At 63.5% G+C, this 19,027-nt stretch carries 13 protein-coding genes; 5 read left to right on the forward strand and 8 right to left on the reverse strand.

Annotated elements, in window-relative coordinates:
* Nucleotides 1-83: 83 nt before the first annotated feature.
* Together gltB and AC0V7N_RS12115 are read left to right on the forward strand one after the other, a co-directional pair.
* Nucleotides 84-4,829 carry a glutamate synthase large subunit gene (gene gltB, locus AC0V7N_RS12110; protein WP_475457693.1) on the forward strand — a complete coding sequence of 1,582 codons (4,746 nt, stop codon included), beginning with the start codon at nucleotides 84-86 and terminating at the stop codon, nucleotides 4,827-4,829.
* 142 nt (nucleotides 4,830-4,971) lie between these two features.
* Nucleotides 4,972-6,426, forward strand: a complete 1,455-nt coding sequence (locus AC0V7N_RS12115) for a glutamate synthase subunit beta (RefSeq protein WP_475457695.1) — start codon at nucleotides 4,972-4,974, stop codon at nucleotides 6,424-6,426.
* Between the two features lie 102 nt (nucleotides 6,427-6,528).
* Here the strand turns inward: AC0V7N_RS12115 and AC0V7N_RS12120 are convergent, their stop codons facing one another.
* From AC0V7N_RS12120 to AC0V7N_RS12130, 3 genes are all read right to left on the reverse strand, one after another.
* Entirely contained in the window at nucleotides 6,529-8,178 is a 1,650-nt protein-coding gene (locus tag AC0V7N_RS12120; RefSeq protein WP_475457697.1) for an ABC transporter substrate-binding protein, read from the reverse strand.
* A gap of 81 nt (nucleotides 8,179-8,259) precedes the next feature.
* Nucleotides 8,260-9,060 (reverse strand): 2-keto-4-pentenoate hydratase, encoded by an 801-nt coding sequence (locus AC0V7N_RS12125; protein ID WP_475457699.1) that lies wholly within the window; start codon nucleotides 9,058-9,060, stop codon nucleotides 8,260-8,262.
* A 2-nt stretch (nucleotides 9,061-9,062) separates the two neighbouring features.
* Entirely contained in the window at nucleotides 9,063-9,278 is a 216-nt protein-coding gene (locus tag AC0V7N_RS12130) for a zinc-binding dehydrogenase (RefSeq protein WP_475457701.1), read from the reverse strand.
* 133 nt (nucleotides 9,279-9,411) lie between these two features.
* Here AC0V7N_RS12130 and AC0V7N_RS12135 point away from each other — a divergent pair, with 133 nt between their 5' ends.
* Nucleotides 9,412-10,296, forward strand: coding sequence for a LysR substrate-binding domain-containing protein (locus tag AC0V7N_RS12135; RefSeq protein ID WP_475457703.1), 885 nt, complete (start codon nucleotides 9,412-9,414; stop codon nucleotides 10,294-10,296).
* 42 nt (nucleotides 10,297-10,338) lie between these two features.
* Here AC0V7N_RS12135 and AC0V7N_RS12140 read toward each other — a convergent pair whose 3' ends face one another.
* A complete protein-coding gene (locus AC0V7N_RS12140) occupies nucleotides 10,339-11,568 on the reverse strand; it encodes an SGNH/GDSL hydrolase family protein (RefSeq protein ID WP_475457705.1) in 1,230 nt (409 codons plus the stop codon).
* A 124-nt stretch (nucleotides 11,569-11,692) separates the two neighbouring features.
* Nucleotides 11,693-12,916: a lytic murein transglycosylase gene (locus AC0V7N_RS12145; RefSeq protein WP_475457707.1), complete on the reverse strand. Its 1,224-nt coding sequence runs from the start codon at nucleotides 12,914-12,916 to the stop codon at nucleotides 11,693-11,695.
* Between the two features lie 212 nt (nucleotides 12,917-13,128).
* Between AC0V7N_RS12145 and galU the strand changes: the two genes are divergently transcribed.
* The gene (gene galU, locus AC0V7N_RS12150) at nucleotides 13,129-14,034 is read left to right on the forward strand and encodes a UTP--glucose-1-phosphate uridylyltransferase GalU (RefSeq protein ID WP_027030893.1); all 906 of its coding nucleotides are present in this window, start codon (nucleotides 13,129-13,131) and stop codon (nucleotides 14,032-14,034) included.
* A 219-nt stretch (nucleotides 14,035-14,253) separates the two neighbouring features.
* On the opposite strand, the gene AC0V7N_RS12155 is transcribed toward galU, so the two are convergent.
* On the reverse strand, nucleotides 14,254-16,053 hold the full coding sequence (locus tag AC0V7N_RS12155; protein ID WP_496627860.1) for an outer membrane beta-barrel protein: 1,800 nt from the start codon (nucleotides 16,051-16,053) through the stop codon (nucleotides 14,254-14,256).
* 208 nt (nucleotides 16,054-16,261) lie between these two features.
* Here AC0V7N_RS12155 and AC0V7N_RS12160 point away from each other — a divergent pair, with 208 nt between their 5' ends.
* Nucleotides 16,262-17,263, forward strand: a complete 1,002-nt coding sequence (locus AC0V7N_RS12160) for a KpsF/GutQ family sugar-phosphate isomerase (protein WP_475457710.1) — start codon at nucleotides 16,262-16,264, stop codon at nucleotides 17,261-17,263.
* Between the two features lie 215 nt (nucleotides 17,264-17,478).
* On the opposite strand, the gene AC0V7N_RS12165 is transcribed toward AC0V7N_RS12160, so the two are convergent.
* Both AC0V7N_RS12165 and AC0V7N_RS12170 read right to left on the reverse strand, forming a co-directional pair.
* Nucleotides 17,479-17,943: an NfeD family protein gene (locus AC0V7N_RS12165; RefSeq protein ID WP_258581631.1), complete on the reverse strand. Its 465-nt coding sequence runs from the start codon at nucleotides 17,941-17,943 to the stop codon at nucleotides 17,479-17,481.
* Nucleotides 17,944-17,966: 23 nt separating this feature from the next.
* The gene (locus AC0V7N_RS12170) at nucleotides 17,967-18,917 is read right to left on the reverse strand and encodes an SPFH domain-containing protein (RefSeq protein WP_475457712.1); all 951 of its coding nucleotides are present in this window, start codon (nucleotides 18,915-18,917) and stop codon (nucleotides 17,967-17,969) included.
* Between the last annotated feature and the right edge of the window lie 110 nt (nucleotides 18,918-19,027).

Raw genomic sequence — 19,027 nt, forward strand, 5'->3', positions numbered from 1 at the left:
CAGGGTGAGCCAAGCGCTTGCCGAGGCAAATTAGCGACCTAAGAATGGCCAGCGCCTGAAGGGCTGGAATGGAGGACAGGACAATGACGGACATGACGCTCTCTGCGACGAACGGCCAGGCCGCGCAGACGAAAGCGGCTGCCGTCAAAAATACGTCTCGAACCGCCATTGGCCGAACCGACATTGGCCGAACCGGTTTTGCCCCTCGGGGCCTCTACGATCCGCGCAACGAGCATGATGCATGCGGCGTCGGCTTCATCGTCAACATGAAGGGCGTGAAGTCGCATCAGATCGTCAAGGACGGCCTTGCCGTGCTTGAAAACCTGACGCATCGCGGCGCCGTCGGCGCCGACCCGCTGGTCGGCGATGGCGCCGGCGTGCTGGTGCAGCTTCCCGACCAGTTCTTCCGTGAGGAGATGGCAGCCCAGGGCATCGAACTGCCGCCGGCGGGCCAGTACGGTGTCGGACACTGGTTCATGCCGCAGGACGCGGCACTGCGCGCCCATATCGAGGACATCATCGCCGAATCGGCGCAGTCCGAGGGGCTGCCGCTGCTCGGATTCCGCGACGTGCCCGTCGACAATTCGTCGCTGTCCAAGGCACCTGATATCGTGGCGTCAGAGCCATTCCATCGCCAGATCTTCGTCGGCCGCACACCAGACATTACCGACGACGAAGAGTACGAGGCCAGGCTCTATCTGCTGCGCAAGGTCATATCCGGCCGCATCTATGCAGAGAACGACAACAAGGACATCGGCGCCTATTGCGTGTCGCTGTCGGCGCGGACCATCGTCTACAAGGGCATGTTCCTGGCCTACCAGGTTGGCGCCTATTACAAGGACCTCAAGGACCCGCGTTTCGAAACCGCGCTGATCCTCGTCCACCAGCGCTTCTCGACCAACACCTTCCCGTCGTGGAAGCTGGCGCACCCCTATCGCATGGTCGCCCACAATGGCGAGATCAACACGGTGCGCGGCAACAACAACTGGATGGCGGCGCGCCAGGCTTCGGTCGATTCCGAACTGTTCGGCAACAACATCTCGAAGCTGTGGCCGATCTCCTATGACGGCCAGTCCGACACCGCCTGCTTCGACAATGCGCTCGAATTCCTGTTCCAGGGCGGCTACAGCCTCAGCCACGCCATGATGATGCTGATCCCAGAAGCCTGGGCCGGCAACAAGCTCATGGGTGCCGACCGCAAGGCTTTCTACGAATACCATGCAGCCCTGATGGAGCCATGGGATGGCCCGGCGGCGGTCGCCTTCACCGACGGCCGCCAGATCGGCGCCACGCTCGACCGCAACGGACTGCGCCCGGCACGCTACATCGTCACCGACGACGACCGCGTCATCATGGCTTCGGAAGCTGGCGTGCTGCCGGTGCCGGAAGAGAGGATCGTCAAGAAGTGGCGGCTGCAGCCCGGCCGCATGCTGTTGATCGACCTTGCCAAGGGCCGCATCGTTCCCGACGAGGAAATCAAGTCGGAGATCGCGACCAAGCATCCCTACAAGACCTGGCTCGCCAACACGCAGCTCATCCTGGAAGATCTGAAGCCGGTCGAGCCGCGCGCGCTGCGCAAGGATGTCAGCCTGCTCGATCGCCAGCAGGCGTTCGGCTACACCCAGGAAGACACCAAGCTGTTGATGTCGCCAATGGCGACCACCGGCCAGGAAGCCGTGGGTTCGATGGGCACCGACACGCCGATCTCGGCGATGTCGGACAAGTCGAAGCTGCTCTACACCTATTTCAAGCAGAACTTCGCCCAGGTCACCAACCCGCCGATCGATCCGATCCGCGAGGAGCTGGTGATGAGCCTGGTGTCCTTCATCGGGCCGCGGCCCAACATCTTCGACCTGGTCGGTAATTCGCGCCGCAAGCGGCTCGAAGTGCGCCAGCCGATCCTGACCAATGGCGATCTCGAAAAGATCCGCTCCATCGGCCACACCGAGGACCGCTTCGACACCAAGACGATCGACATCACCTACGGGTCGAGCGAGGGCGCTGCCGGCATGCAGGGCGCCATCGACCGCCTGTGCGAACGCGCGGAAGCGGCGGTCGCCGGCGGCTACAACATCATCATCCTGTCCGATCGTCAGCTCGGCCCGGACCGCATCGCCATTCCAGCACTGCTGGCGACGGCCGCGGTGCATCATCATTTGATCCGCAAGGGGCTGCGCACCTCCGTCGGCCTCGTCGTGGAATCCGGCGAGCCGCGCGAAGTGCACCATTTCTGCTGCCTTGCCGGCTATGGCGCCGAAGCGATCAACCCGTATCTCGCCTTCGATACGCTGCTCGACATGCACAAGCGCGGCGAGCTGCCGGAAGAGGTCGACGCCTACGAAGTCGTCTCGCGTTACATCAAGTCGATCGGCAAGGGCATCCTCAAGGTGATGTCCAAGATGGGCATCTCGACCTACCAGTCCTATTGCGGCGCGCAGATCTTCGACGCCATCGGGCTGAAGACGGATTTCGTGCAGCAATATTTCACCGGCACCGCGACGCTGATCGAAGGCGTCGGGCTGGATGAGGTCGCCGGCGAGACGGTCAGCCGTCACACCGAGGGCTTCGGAAACGACCCGGTGCTGCGCAACAGCCTCGAAGTCGGTGGCGAGTATCTGTTCCGCATGCGCGGCGAGGCGCATATGTGGTCGCCCGACGCGGTCGCCACCCTGCAGCACGCCGTGCGCCAGGGCTCGTGGGAGACGTTCAAGGAGTATTCGGCGCAGATCGACAGCGAAACGGCGCGCGCCCAGGCCATTCGTGGCCTGTTCAAGATCAAGTTGGCCGACGAGACCGGGCGCAAGAAGGTCGCGCTCGACGACGTCATGTCGGCGGCCGACATCGTCAAGCGGTTCTCGACCGGGGCGATGTCGTTCGGCTCGATCTCGCGCGAGGCGCACACGACGCTGGCACGCGCCATGAACGCCATCGGCGGCAAGTCGAACACCGGCGAGGGTGGCGAAGAGGCTGACCGCTACCTGCCGCTGCCTGGCGGTGGCAAGAACCCCGAACGCTCGGCGATCAAGCAGGTCGCCTCGGGTCGTTTCGGCGTGACGGCTGAATACCTCGTCAATTCCGATGTCATGCAGATCAAGGTGGCGCAGGGCGCCAAGCCTGGCGAAGGCGGCCAGTTGCCTGGCCACAAGGTCGACGCCACCATCGCCAAGGTCAGGCACTCGACGCCGGGCGTCGGCCTGATCTCGCCGCCGCCGCATCACGACATCTATTCGATCGAGGATCTGGCGCAGCTGATCTACGATCTGAAGAACGTCAATCCGGCGGCGGACGTCTCGGTCAAGCTGGTGTCGGAGGTCGGTGTCGGCACGGTCGCGGCGGGTGTCGCCAAGGCGCGCGCCGACCACATCACCATTTCGGGCTATGATGGCGGCACCGGCGCCTCGCCGCTGACCTCGCTCAAGCATGCCGGCAGCCCATGGGAAATGGGCCTTGCCGAGACGCACCAGACGCTGGTGCTGAACGGCTTGCGCAGCAGAGTAGCGTTGCAGGTCGATGGTGGCTTGCGCACTGGGCGCGACGTCATCATCGGCGCGCTGCTCGGCGCCGACGAGTTCGGCTTCTCGACCGCGCCTTTGATCGCGGCCGGCTGCATCATGATGCGCAAGTGCCATCTCAACACCTGTCCGGTTGGCGTCGCCACGCAGGACCCGGTTCTGCGCAAGCGGTTCAAGGGCACGCCCGAGCACGTCATCAACTTCTTCTTCTACGTGGCGGAAGAGGTGAGGGCGCTGCTCGCCGAAATGGGCTTCACCCATATCGACCAGATCATCGGCGATACCGACCTTCTGGAAAAGCGCGACCTGATCGTGCACTGGAAGGCGCGCGGGCTCGACTTCTCGAAGATGTTCTACAAGCCCGATGCGCCGCATGAAGCGGTGCACTGGACCGAACGGCAGAAGCATCCGATCGACGATGTGCTCGACCGCAAGCTGATCGAACTTGCCAAGCCCGCGCTTGAGAGCAAGCAGCCGGTCAAGATCGAGGTCGACATCCGCAATGTCGACCGTTCAACCGGCGCCATGCTGTCGGGCGAAGTCGCCAAGCGCTTCAAGCACAAAGGCCTGCGCGAGGACACGATCTCGGTGAAGCTGACCGGCACGGCCGGCCAGTCCTTCGGCGCCTTCCTGGCGCGTGGCATCTCGTTCGAGCTCGTCGGCGCCGCCAACGACTATGTCGGCAAGGGCTTGTCGGGCGGGCGCATCGTCATCCGGCCGCCGGAAGAGGCCAAGATCGTCGCGGCGGAATCGATCATCGTCGGCAACACCGTCCTCTATGGCGCGACCGAGGGCGAGGCCTATTTCGCCGGCGTCGCCGGCGAGCGTTTCGCTGTGCGCAATTCAGGCGTGGCCGCCGTCGTCGAGGGCGTCGGTGACCATGGCTGCGAATACATGACCGGCGGCATCGTCGTCGTCATCGGCAAGACCGGCCGCAACTTCGCCGCCGGCATGTCGGGCGGCGTCGCCTATGTGCTGGACGAGGCCGGCGATTTCGCCGAGCGCTGCAACATGGCGATGGTCGAGCTGGAGCCGGTGCCGGAAGAAGACGACCTCATGGAAAGGCTGCTGCACCATGGCGGCGACCTCGACCACAAGGGTCGCGTCGACGTGTCCGGTGACATGACCAGCCATGACGAGGAGCGGCTCTACCAGCTGATCTCGAACCACGTTCATTTCACGGGTTCGGTGCGCGGCCGCGAGATCCTCGATGACTGGACGACATTCCGGCCGAAATTCCGCAAGATAATGCCGGTCGAATACCGCCGCGCGCTGATCGAGATGGAACGCATGCGCATGGGCGTCGCGGCCGAATAGATTTTCGCAATTGCCGGGGAGCCCAGGTTTCCCGGCCCACCTTCATCGACGGTTTGACCTCGGGTGCAAGCTTGCCATGGCTGCCTCAAGAGGTTAACGGGTGCGGCGAAAACCGCACCATCTGGACAGCAGGAACTGGACCATGGGCAAGGTAACAGGCTTTCTCGAAATCGACCGGCAGGTGCACAAGTACCAGCCGGCCTCCGACCGCATCCGGCATTTCCGCGAATTCACGCTGCCGATGTCGGACAAGGAGGTCGAGAAACAGGCCGCGCGCTGCATGGATTGCGGCATTCCGTTCTGCCACGGGCCGACGGGCTGCCCGATCCACAACCAGATCCCCGACTGGAACGACCTCGTCTACAACAGGGACTGGGACAACGCGATCCGCAACCTGCATTCGACCAACAATTTCCCGGAGTTCACCGGCCGCATCTGCCCCGCACCTTGCGAGGAAGCCTGCACGCTGAACCTCGAGGACATTCCGGTCGCCATCAAGACGGTCGAGCAGGCGATCGCCGACAAGGCCTATGAGACCGGCCATATCAGGCCCTATCCGCCGGAGAAGAAGACCGGCAAGCGGGTCGCCATCATCGGCTCCGGTCCCGCCGGCATGGCGGCCGCGCAGCAGCTCGGTCGCGCCGGCCATGACGTCCATGTCTATGAGCGCGAGAGCCGCCCGGGCGGGCTGATGCGTTACGGCATTCCCGACTTCAAGATCGAGAAGCACTATATCGACCGGCGCATCGAGCAGATGCAGGGCGAGGGCGTGACCTTCCATTGCGGCGTCAATGTCGGCGTCGACAAGCCTGTGGCCGAACTGCTCGCCGAACATGATGCCGTGCTCTATTGCGGCGGGTCGGAAACGCCGCGTGCGGCGGGCATTCCCGGCGACGATCTCGGCGGCGTGCATGATGCGATGCCCTATCTGGTGCAGCAGAACCGCCGCGTCGGCGGCGAGCCGATCCAGTCGGTGGCTTGGCCGTCGCATCCGATCATCGCCGGCGGACAGCATGTCGTCGTCGTCGGCGGCGGCGATACCGCGTCCGACTGCGTCGGCACTGCCTTTCGTCAGGGCGCCGTGCGCGTCACCCAGCTCGACATCCGCCCGCAGCCGCCGGAAAAGGAAGACAAGCTTTCGGTCTGGCCCTACTGGGCGACCAAGATGCGCACCTCGTCCTCGCAGGCCGAAGGCGCCGAGCGCGAATTCCAGGTGGCGACACTCGAATTCATCGGCGAAGAGGGCCAACTGACCGGCGTCAAGTGCTGTGAGGTCGACGACAAGCGCAAGCCGATCCCGGGCACCGAATTCGTCATCCGCGCCGATCTCGCCTTCATCGCCATCGGCTTTGCCGGGCCAGCGGCGGTGGGCGTGGCGAAGGAATTGGAGGGTGAGATGACAATCACCACCGACAGCCGCCGCTCCAGGAATGTCGAGGCCAATGACCGCGACTATCGCACCAGCGTCGACCGGCTCTATGCGGCGGGCGACGTGCGCCGTGGCCAGTCGCTGGTCGTCTGGGCGATCCGCGAAGGCCGCCAGGCGGCACGCTCGATCGACGAGGCGCTGATGGGGTCGAGCGTCCTGCCACGCTGAGATCGGGTCCGACAGGACGACACGTCGCCTCGGATGGCGACGTGTTTCATTTCGATCGGCAGATCCCATTCGGAACTGCAACGCGGTGCCGTCGCGCGACCTTCAGCTGTCCAGCCAGACCTTGTCCAGCTGCAGGATCTGGTCGAGGGGATGGGCATGGCGGTTCTTCACCGCCGCGACGAAGTGCACGAAAATCTTGCGCCAGTACGGCTGGATGATGACAGCTGAATCCTGGAGGATTTTCTCGATGTCCTGCATGACGACGCGGCGTTTTTCGGCATCGGCGATGGACAGGGCCTGATTGAGCTTGGCGTCGAATTCGGGGTTCGAGAAACCGGTCTCGTTCCAGGCTCCGCCGCTGCGGTAGGCAAGCGCCAGCACCTGTACGCCCAATGGCCGCATCGTCCAGCCGGTGAGCGAGAACGGATATTTCGTCCAGTTCCCCCAAAAGGTCGAGACGGGCAACACGGTGCGCTTGACCTTGAAACCGGCTTCCCGAAGTTGTCCGGCAATCGCGTCGGCCGTGTCCCTGTGCCAGTCGTCGTCGCTGCTTATCAGGTCGTGCTCGAAATCCTGCTGGCCCGTCTCGCGCATCAGGGCTTTCGCCTTGTCGAGGTCTCGTCCCACTTTCGGCAGCGGGAAATATTCGGGCTGGATCGGGCTGACATGGTGGTTTTCGGCAGGGGTGCCGCGGTCGCTGTAGCCGAGCTTCAGCACGGCCGCATTGTCGACGGCGAGCTGCATGGCCTTGCGGACCCGTTGGTCGTCGTAAGGCTTGCTGGCCACGTTGAAACGGGCGACGGCGGTTGCCGCGGTCTCAGCTTCGCTGCGCTGGAGGCCCATGGAGTCGAGAACATCGATCTGGTTGCCCGTGGTTTCGAAATTGCAATGGACTTCGCCAGCCTCGAAAGCACTCGCTATCGCGTTGGGGTCGGTGCCGTAGTCGATGAATTCGACCCCGTCGAGCAGGGCTTCGCCGCCCCACCATGGGCTTTCGCGCCGCTTGTAAACGGCGTGGACGGATGTTTCGTATGTCACGAGTTCGAAGGCGCCGGTGCCGATTGGATGCTTCGCCAGATTGGAGCCGGTTTCCTCAAAACTGCGGTGCACCAGCAAGGCAGGGAAATCCGAGAAATTGGCAATGAGCGAGATGTCCGACTTGGACAGCACCAGCTTGATCGTATGGTCGTCGACCCGGACAATGGCGCCCTCACGCGCCTTGCCGGTGGCTTCGTCGATGAGCACGCCCAGACGGCCGGCCATGGAATTGCCCGGCGCTTTCTTGTCGCACCAGCGGTTGAGGTTGAACAACGCGTCCTCGGCGGTGAAGTCGTCACCATTGTTCCATTTCACGCCCTTGCGCAGGTGCAGGACATACTCGGTGGCGTCTTCGTTGATCTCCCAGCCTTCGAGCAGCTTGGGCTGGAAGGTGTAGTCGGTGGTGTATTCGACGAACGGTTCCAGAAACTGGCGTCCGAGATTGCCCATTTCGCCGCCGTCGAAGGTGCGCGGATCCTTGAGCTCCTTGACGAGCATGGCGATCTTGAGCACGCCGCCCTTCTTCGGTTCTTCCGCTTGCGCCGGTACCGGCGCCGACAGGCCAATGAGGCCATAGGCGCCTGCCGCGCTCAGGCCCATGATGCTGGCGATGGCGAGGAATTCGCGCCGATCCATGCGGTTTTCGCGAACCATGCTTGCCATCTGCGCGACGGGCGGTGGTACCGGCTTTTCCCAGCTATTGCGGGTGTTCATCTGCTTTTCTCCAAGGACGGACCGAGCCGTCGGATCTAGTTGCGTCGTGCGAAAACCAGTGACGACCGGGATGGCGGTCGCTCAGGTGAACGAAACATCGAGCGTGCCGTACTGGTTGAAATCGGCGGTGAAGGCGTCCCCGCTGGCGACCGGCACGGCTCTGGCAAAGGCGCCCGACATGACGATGTCGCCCTCGGCCAGACGCTCGCCCCGCTTCAGCAGCGTGTTGGCAAGCCAGGCCACGCACGTGGCCGGATGACCCATGCCGATGACCGACAAGCCGGTTTCTTCAACGACACCGTTGCGCGACAGAGTGGCGCCGACCCAGCGGCTGTCGATGTCGCCTGGTCGGAAGCGTTGGTCGGACAGGATGACGCCGGCAAAGGCCGAATTGTCGGCGACCGTATCCGCCACGATACGCGGTGGCGCCATCCTGTGGTCGACGAGTTCCAGCGCCGGCACGATACAGTCCGTCGCGGCAAGCAGTTCGTCGAGATTTTCGATCGGCCGGTCGATGTCACGGCCCATGATGAAGGCAAGTTCGACCTCGACATGCGGCTTGACCAGGCGCTTTGCCGTGAGGCTCGCGCCGCTCTTGTGGACCGCATGGCGCAGGATCCGTCCATGGATCGGCGCGTCGAGATCGCAGGCGATCTGCGTCGTGCGCCATGTCAGGCCGATCTTGTAGCCGGCAAGAGCGATGCCTTGCGCTTGCCGCGTCCGTGTCAGCAGATCCTGGACACGATAGGCGTCATCAAGGCTGAGCCCGGAGTGCTGGCCGCTGAGCGGCGGCATAGCCTCGCCCTCGCGCTCGGCTCGCAGGATCGCCTCCGCCGCGTTGCGAATGTCCGCTTCAGTCAGCCCACTCAGTGTCTCGACCATCATCAGCCTCGCATCAGATCCACGACGACCCGCCCGAGCCTTCGTCCGCTCTCGAGGTGCTGAAAGGCATCGGGAAGTTGCTCCAGCCCGAACCGGGCGGGATCAATTAATGGACGCACCTTGCCGTCCTCGGCCAGCGTGGCAATTTCCCGCAGCATCGCCTCGTGATCCTTCCGGCCGATGTTTTCAGCCGCAGCCTTCAGCACCATTGCATGCATTCGACATTCCCGTCGCCATGGACCCGAGCGGACTCTGTCGTTTCGGTAAGTTGAACGGAAACGCATAAATCTAATGGTATCGATCTGAAACGTTTCTGGCTAAGTATCGGCCTTCGGCATCAGAGGACCCCCGATGCGGTATCCCGACCTCGAAATCGACCTTCTGCGCGCGTTCACAACCGTGGCGGAAACGGGCAGCTTTACCGCTGCAGCCGACGTGGTCGGCCGGTCGCAATCCGCCGTCAGCCAGAAGATCATCCGGCTGGAAGAGCTGCTCGGCCGGCCCCTGTTCAACCGGACGAGCCGCTCGCTGGTTCTGACCGGAGAAGGCGAACGCTTGCTGTCGGCGGCGCGCCGGATGCTGGAATTCAACGACATCGCGGTGCGCACGCTGGTCGCACCGGCTGATGTCGGGCGCCTGCGCATAGGCATCTCGGAAGACTTCGTTCCGCATCATCTGCCGGCGCTGCTGGCGAAATTCGCCGCGCTCTGGCCGGCCCTGCGGCTGGAACTGATGACGGGCCTCAGTTGCGACCTGCTTTCCGCTTACGAGAATGACCGGCTCGATGTGGTGATCGCCAAGAAGGATGGCCGCGCCCAGCGCGGCCGCGTCATCTGGCGCGAACCCTTGGTGTGGATCGGTTCGACCGGCTATGACCAACAATCGCTCGAACCTGTGCCGCTGGTGCTTCTGCCAACGCCGTGCACCTATCGCGGCGTCGCGATCCGCGCGCTCGATTCGATAAGGCGCGACTGGGACGTGGCATGCACGGTGAACAGCCTGAACGGTGCGCGCGCGGCCGTCGCCGGAGGTTTCGGCGTCACGGTCCTGGGCCGCTCCTTCGTCCAGGAAGGGGTGCGGATCATCCCTCCGTCCGAACTGTGGCCGGTGCTGCCGATGACGGAGATTGTGGTGATCGGGGAGGAAACGGTGGAGGCGCGCGTCGTGCAGCCCCTGCTCTCTTTCCTGACCGAAACCCTGTCTCGCGGCAATGGTGCCGGCACCTTGCCTGCCTGACGAGCAGTCCAGGAAAGGCATTCCATCAAACATTCGGGTGGTTCAGGGGGTGATCGCCGTCGTCGTGTCGGCCGCCGCGGCCGTCGCCGGTGGCTCGGCCTTCGGCGGCCAGGCGAAATCGTCGGCGCGTCCGGGCGAAGCCTGAGGCGCCTTGCCTTCGATCACAAGTCGTTCGCCAGGGAGAGCCGGATTGGCCTTTGCCGGCGGCGCGGCGCCGAGCAGTTCGGTGCCGCCGTCGAGCGCCGGATCGCTGAGCAGCATCGGTGCGGTGCGGTCGATGACAATGGGTGCGGCGGCCGGCGCCGGTGCCTCGACAGGCGCGCCCGCCGGTGCTGTCGCCGGGGCCAGGCTGCCGGGCGCGGCCAGGCCCAGGATCTTGGCCAAAGGCTTTTCGGTGTAGAAGGCAAGCTTGCGCTTGCCGGCCTTGGAGACGTTGATGCCGTCATCGGCGCGCAGCCGCACCGGTTGGCCGTTCATGTCGGGGCCGGTGGTGATGAAAGCGCCGTTCTCGTCGACGAAGCCGTCCCAGACATCGACGAATTCGCCGCCATGGCTTTCGGCGGCCTTGTGGTAGATGTCGTTGAAGGCCAGCATGTCGGACGTCATCTTCGGCACCCGGAAGGCCGGCATGCCGACCCACAGGAACGGCACCTTGGCGTCGGCGATGGCCTTGCCGAGTTCGTCGGTGCGGCGCTCATACTCCTTGGTCCAATTCTCCGACCGGGGCTGCTCGCGCACGTCCCCCACCTTCATCTGCTGGCGGTCGTTGGAGCCCAGCATGACGACCACGGCGGCCGGTTTCTCGGTCTCGATCAACGATTTGATCTGTTCGGGCCAGTTGTAGAAATCATCACGCACGAAGCCGGATGAACCATTGGAGCGAACGACGATCCGGACGGCGGGATTATCGGCAAAAGCGGTGTCCAGGCCTTCGGCGAGGCCGGACGCCATGAAGTCTCCGACCACCAGGACAGTCCGAGCGTCCGGCGCCTTCTCAGCTATCGGTACTTGTGGTTCGACGGGTGCACGTGGGACCCGGGGTTTGCGTGGCTTCGGCTTTGCCTTCTGGATGTCGAGCGGTGGCTCGACGCGCTCGCTGCGGCGCGGAAACAGAAGGTCGCGCAACGACCATCCACGATTTTGCTGCGGCTGCTCCTGCGCCATGGCCGGTGCATGGAAGGCGCCGGCGGCGCCGATCGCCAGCAGGACGATCGCAAGACAAAGGATCGGCGTGCGACGAACAAGGATCGCGATACGCGCGGCCGAAACCAATCACTCCTCCATCCCCTTGTGCCTGGTTCCGCAAACCGGAGCCGGTTTTGCGGCCGGGCGCAAGTTCAAAGTGCCATGGCGCCCGCCGAGTGCGCTGGAAACGCGCGTGGCGCCGTGGCCGGCTCTATTTTTGTCTGAGCCATTTGAGCACTTCCATGCTCGGGTAACCGTCCTGGGTCAAGCCGACCTTTGCCTGATAGGTCATGATGGCTGTTTTGGTGCCGTCACCGATCTTGCCGTCGAACTTGCCGTCATAAAGCCCGTGCTGCGAAAGCCGCTTCTGCAGCTCCTGCCTTTCCTCGAAGGAGAGCTTGGTGAAAGGCCGCTGCCAGTCCTGCACGAGCCCAGTGGAGCCGGCGATCTCGTCGGCAAGAAGGCCGACCGCGAGGGCATATTTGTCGGCATTGTTGTAGGCTTTGATGACGGAAAAATTCCTGATCATCAGGAAGGCCGGCCCGCCACGGCCATCCGGCACCTTCAGTGTCGCCTTGTCGGTAGGGTTCTTGAACGGCTTGCCATTGGCCCTGACGACGCCGAGCGCCTGCCATTGCGCCAGCGTCTTCGATCCGGCGGGCAGTTTTCCGGCCGGTATCGTGACCTCGTAGCCCCAGGTCTTGCCGGCCTGCCAGCCATTCTTCTTCAACAAATTGGCTGATGTCGCCAGCGCATCGGGGATGGAATTCCAGATGTCGCGCTTGCCGTTGCCGTCCATGTCGACGGCATAGTGCTGGTAGCTGGTGGGGATGAACTGGGTCTGGCCCATGGCGCCGGCCCAGGAGCCCATCAGGTGGCTTTCATCGATGTCGCCCGTCTGCAGGATCTTCAGGGCCGCGACCAGCTGGGTGCGGGCGTATTTCGACCGTTTCGGATCGCCATAGGCCAGCGTCGCCAGCGAGCGCACGACATTGCGCATGATGTCGTCACGCTTGAGGATCTCGCCATAGTTCGATTCCATCGACCAGATGGCGAGCAGAATGTAGCGGTCGACGCCGAACCGCGCTTCGATCCTGTCCAGCCACGGCTTCCATTTCTTCGCCATCTGCTGGCCGACGGCGACGGACTGGTCGTGGACGCGGTTGTCGAAATAGTCCCAGGCGGGTGCGGTGAATTCGGGCTGCGTGCGGGCCTTTTCCAGCACGACCGGATCGGGCTCTTTGATATCCCTGAAAGCCTGGTCGTAGACGGCGCCGGAAACGCCACCCGCCACGGCGGTGGCGCGGAAGCCGGCGACCCATTGCCGGAAACCGGCGTCGGCGAAGGCTGGTCCGGCAGGCATCAGCAGAGCGAGCGAGAGGCTGGCGGCCGTCATGACGCTGGTGAAACGTTTTGCGGCATTGCGAACGGACATGTTTTCCTCCTTCTCTGTCTCAGGAAAGACCATTCATCGCCGAACCGGGTTAGGAATTAGTTTACCATAGGTGTCGCCTGGAACGAAAAGACACCCTCGATGCTTTAACCGGTGGAAGTTTCCCTCACCCGCCCCAGTAATCTTCAATTCCGGCGTGAAAATGTCGCGAGACAGGGATTGCGGAGCCGGGCAGCAAACGGATAATTGAAAGCATGAAGAGAGTTCGCAAGGCAGTTTTCCCGGTCGCCGGTCTCGGCACGCGGTTCCTCCCGGCCACAAAGGCTGTTCCCAAGGAGATGCTGACCGTCGTTGACAGGCCGGTCATCCAGTATGTGGTGGATGAGGCACGGGAGGCCGGCATCGAGCATTTCATCTTCGTGACGGGCCGCAACAAGGCGGTCATCGAAGATCATTTCGATATCCAGTTCGAGCTCTATGACACGTTGGCCCAGCGCGGCAAGGACGAGCAGCTTGCCCGCCTGCAGCGGCTGCAGCCGGCGCCGGGGCAAACCAGCTTCACCCGCCAGCAGGTGCCGATGGGTCTCGGCCATGCCGTCTGGTGCGCACGTGAACTGGTCGGCGACGAGCCTTTCGCGCTTCTGTTGCCCGACATGATCATGCAGTCGGAAAAGAGCTGCATGAAGTCGATGGTCGAGCTCTACGAGGAAACCGGCAACAACATCATTGCCGTGCAGGAATGCGACCCGGCAGAGGCCCACAAATACGGCATCGTCGGCCGCGGCGAGGATACGCATCACGGCTTCCGCATCACCGAGATGGTGGAGAAGCCGAAGACCGGCACCGCGCCGTCCAATCTTTACATCAACGGCCGCTACATCCTGCAGCCCGAGATCTTCAAGATCCTCGAAGGCCAGGAAAAGGGCGCCGGCAACGAAATCCAGCTCACCGACGCGATGCTGAAGCTGGAGAAGCAGCAGGCTTTCTACGGCTACCACTATCAGGGCCGTACCTTCGATTGCGGCTCGCCGGAAGGCTTTGTCGAGGCCAATGTCGCCTTCGCGCTGTGGCGCAGCGACATGAACGAGAACATGGCCGGCGTCATCCGCACGCTGCTCGACGAGATGAAGCCGTCCGAGCGCCGCGGGGCCGCGTTTTAGGCCCCGCTTTCGTCATCCACGGGCGGAGCAGGAGCGAAGCTCCGTCGCGGAGACCGAGGATTCATTCCGTTACATGGGACCCAGAGTGTTAGCGGTCCGGAACGATGTCTCCAGGCTCACCACCGCAGAGGCGCTCATAAGTCGCGGCATGGATCCTGGGGTCTGCGCCGCGTCGCTTCGCTCCTTGCTACGCCCCAGGATGACGAAGCTGGGACGTTCTCAGCGCTGCACCTTCAGGCCGAGATAGATGCTGTTGGCGGTGTAGTCGCGGCCGGGCAGGTTGCTGGTCAGCTTCTCGGTTCTCACCCTTGTGGTGAGACCGGCATAGCGGTTCAGCCACCAGGTCAGCCCGGTCTCGGCGCTCAAGATCCGGTCATGGCCATCGATGCCGACATAGTGGCGCCAGTCGAGGCCGAGCGCCGCATTTGCGGTGAGATTGGCGCGGATCTGGCGTTCACCGGTCAGGCGGCCGGAGTAAAGGATATCGCCGCTTTCCCCTGATGTGGTCGTGGTCTCGACGGTGGTCTTGCCAGTCAGGCCGATCGTGGTGCCGCGCTCCGGCGACCATTTGAGGTCGGCGTTGACGGTGGCGCCGGAAATCGCCTCCAGGTTCTTGTCATCGATCGCTTCCCGCAGCCAGCCGGCCGAGAATTCACCCGACAGCTTCTCACCCATGTCGAGTTGCAAGCCGGCGCGGGCGCCGAGCCGCGTCGAGGAACGCTCGAAGCCTTCATTGTCGATGCGCTGATCATAGGCCCGGCGGCCGACCTCGATTTCGGTGAACGGGGTGAGGGCCGGGGAGATTTCGTAACCGGTGCGCAAGGTCGCCGTGTAGAGCGTGTTGTCCTGATCCTTCTGCGACAGCGACGTGCCGTCTGAAAGCTTGGCGTCGCCATAGAAGTCGTGCGAGACCGCGCCGGTCAGCGTGTACTGCATCTTGCCGATGTGTTTTTCGACGCCGAGGCTGCCGTCGATCGTCTGGCGCAGCGGCTGGGTGCTGACGCCGGCAATGGCATCGGGCGACGATGCGGATTCCGGCACGGCTTCGTAGCCGAGCTTGGCGATGGCGCGCAGTTCGTTGTCGAGGTCGGCATTGAGCTGGCCTTCGATGCGGCCTTGGGCATTGTGAACCGGGTAGCCCGACACGGTTTCGCGAAACAGGCCATAGCCGTCGATGGTGGCGGAGTTTTCACGCCAGTCCGAAACGGCGGTAAAGCGCAACGCCGTCTCCGACAGCAGCGCCGAGGTGCCGGCACTGCTCGAATCACCATTCGTCGTGGCGGTCAGCCCCTGTTCGATCGATGGCCGGATGACAAAGGAGCCCCATTTGACGCCGGTGGGCGCGAACGGATCCTCTTCGGCTTTCTTGTTCTGGCCTTCGATGGCGGCAGTGCGCTCGGCGCCGGGGTCGAGCTTCTGCCTGTCGGCGCTGTCGACGGTGAGGGCACGACGGTTGGCCGTCTCCTCATCCGTGTCGGTCGTACCGGCAGCGTCCGTCGTGGAGGCCGTCGTTGAAGCGGTGGTGTCGGTGGTTGCAGCCGTCGTTTTTTTCTTCTTTTTCGACTTGTCGGCCGTCTTGGTGCCCGCTTTGGCCTTGTCCTGATCCTTCGCGTTCTGCCCGGCGCTCGATGGGCGGCGGCGAGGCTTGGGCGGCGTCGGATTGTCGGTGGAGGCATCGTCGGTCGCCTGTGGCGGATCGAAAACGCTGCCGGTGGCGGCATCGGTGTTCGTGTCGTCGGGGACAGCGCCGGCGCTGGCCGGCAGATAGGTGCGCGCCGGCGTATCGTCCTGCGCGGCATTACCCGGCGCCTGCTGGCCCTGGGCGGCAAGGGCGAGCTGCCTTGCCTTGCGCTGCTGGTCGGACAGGATCGCCGATTCGGAAACCTCGCCGCGCAGCTCGGTTTCCTGGGCATGAAGCGCGCTCGGGCGCAGCAAGGCAAGCATGCTGGTCGCCAGCAGCAGGGCGCAGACCGCCTTGCCCTGTCGTCCTCTCGATTTTTCTGGCTGGGCCCCGGACATCGCCACCACTGCTTGCGCGGCGCTATGCGCGCCATACTTACCGAACCGTAAATGGGGATGGTTAACGGAGGGTTGAGGCAGCGATCGTTCGTCCGGTTAAAGTGCTGCTGTTTGCGGGATCGAGCGGCGCGTCCGAGCTCTCTGCCCTCCGGGCCCCACAGCCATTTCTGTTGGACAGGCGGGCGGCAAAGCGCTAATCGCATCACCCATGCATGCGAAATCCCTGGATAAGAAGCCCCTGGACAGGCAAGCGTCGATTGATTCGGCACTGAGAACGGTGGCAACCGAGCAGGCCGGGATCGCCGCCCTGGCCGAAGCGCTCGAGAATGGACTTGCCGCGCCTTTCGCGCAGGCCGTCGACATGATCTCGAAGATCGAAGGCCGGCTGATCGTCACCGGCGTCGGCAAAAGCGGCCATATCGGTTCGAAGATCGCGGCGACGCTGGCCTCCACAGGCACGCCAGCCTTCTTCGTCCATCCCGTCGAGGCCAACCATGGCGATCTCGGCATGATCGCCAAGGACGATGCCATCATCGCCATGTCGTGGTCGGGCGAAAGCCTTGAGCTCAAGGGCATCATCGCCTATTCCAGGCGCTTCTCCATTCCGCTTATCGCCATAACCGCTGGAGAGACATCGGCGCTGGCGCGTGCGGCCGACGTCGTGCTGCTTTTGCCGCGCACCCCGGAGGCCTGCCCGCACGGTCTGGCGCCGACGACATCGACATTACTGCAACTGGTCATCGGCGATGCGCTGGCGATCGCGCTGCTCGAGGCGCGCGGTTTCACGCCGGACCATTTCCGCACCTTCCATCCCGGCGGCCAGCTCGGCGCCAACCTGACGCTGGTCTCCGAGATCATGCGGGTCGGCGACCAGATTCCGCTGGCGCTTCTCGGCACCAAGATGCCGGAAGCGGTGATGACGCTGTCGCAGAAGAAGGTCGGCTGCGTCCTGATCGTCGACACCAATGGCGAATTGGCCGGGATCATCACCGACGGCGATGTCGCGCGCAACCTGCACCGCCACCTGGCCGACGTCATCGTCGACGAGGTGATGACCCGCACGCCCAAGACGGTCGACCCGCAGACGCTTGCCGGCACGGCAATCGCGCTGCTCAACGAGCACAATATCGGCGCGCTGGTGGTGACCAAGAACAACATGCCGCTTGGCGTGGTGCATTTTCATGACCTGCTGCGCATTGGCGCAGCCTAAGATGTGTTGATATTCAGGTGAGGCCGGCCTGCAAATGGCTGATACCTGCGCTTCCCCGTTCTACTGCGTCGCAGTAGAACTGAGCTCACGTACGAAAAGTACGCTCCGCTCCGGTTCTCGGTATCAGCCATTTTGGTCGCTTCGCGCCCGTCTTCGACTCCGACTCGGCCTGACCTGAATCTCAACACACCTTGCGCGTTGGCATTGTCTAAAATTCAGACCCGTTCCACCGTCAGTTCCAGGTCCGTATCCGCCGCACTTGTCACGCGCACCTGCGTGCCGGCCGGCAGGTCCGGGCCGGAGACGCGCCATAGCGTGTCGCCGAGTTTGATGCGGCCGCGGCCGTTGGCGATCGGTTCGGCGAGTGTCGCCATGCGGCCGACCATCTGCGCGCCGCGCCGGTTGAGCAGCGGCTGGTCGGTCGGGTCATGGCGCCCGCCGACCAGCCTCTTGCCGACATAGGCCGAGACCAGCGACAGCGCCAGGAAAGCGAGAACCTGGACCTGCCAGGTCCAGATCGCCGCATCCCAGATCAGCAGCGACACCGCGCCGATGATCAGCGCGGCGATGCCAATCCACAGCATGAAGATGCCGGGCGCGATGATTTCCATCACCAGCAGGACAAAGCCCAGAACCATCCAGCTCCACGGGCCGAGTTCGGAAATGACACGATCGATCATGGTGTTCTCCTCTGTTGGAGACTTCAATTATCGGTCGGACGCACGACCGGCGGGCGAGCGGTCTGCCTTTGCGCGCCGGTCGTGCCTTCGCTGCGGAAGACTTCCTTGGCGATTTCGCCGATGCCGCCGAGCGAGCCGATCAGCGACGACGCCTCGAAGGGCATCAGCACGATCTTGCTGTTGGTGGCGGTGCCGATCCTGCCCAGCGCTTCGGTGTATTTCAGCGCGACGAAGTAGTTCAGCGCCTGCACGTCGCCCTTGGAAATGGCTTCCGACACCACCTGGGTGGCGCGGGCTTCGGCCTCGGCGGAGCGCTCGCGGGCCTCGGCGTCGCGGAAGGCAGCCTCCTTGCGGCCTTCGGCTTCGAGAATCTGCGACTGCTTGAGGCCTTCGGCGGCGAGGATCTGCGCGCGCTTGTTACGCTCGGCGGTCATCTGGCGGCCCATCGATTCGATGAGGTTGGCCGGCGGGTTGATGTCCTTGATCTCGACGCGGGTGATCTTGATGCCCCACGGATGCGCCGCCTCGTCGACGACGCGCAGCAGGCGTTCGTTGATGGCGTCGCGGTTCGACAACAGTTCGTCGAGGTCCATGGAACCCATCACGGTACGGATGTTGGTCATCGTCAGGTTGAGGATGGCGTTCTGCAGGCCGGAAACCTGGTAGGCGGCCTGAGCCGCGTTGAGTATCTGGAAGAAGGCGATGCCGTCGACGCCGACGATGGCGTTGTCGCGGGTGATGATCTCCTGGCTCGGAACGTCGAGCACCTGTTCCATCATGTTCATCTTGGCGCCGATGCGGTCGATAAACGGAAAAATGAAATTGAGGCCGGGGCTCAGTGTCTTGGTGTAACGGCCAAAGCGCTCCACCGTATAATTGTAGCCTTGCGGAATGGTCCTGATGCCTTTGATGAGAAGCACCAGTACCAGAAGGGCAAGTGCACCAATCGCAATATCGAAACCACTGAAATCCATTTGGCTCTCCCTCAGAAGCAGGCCGCGAGAGCCGTTCCCGCGCAGCCGACTTCACCAAAGACTTAAGTGTGTTTCAGGTGCGTTACAATCAGGTGATGAGGGATTGTTTG

The organism is Mesorhizobium kamtschaticum (assembly GCF_056174585.1).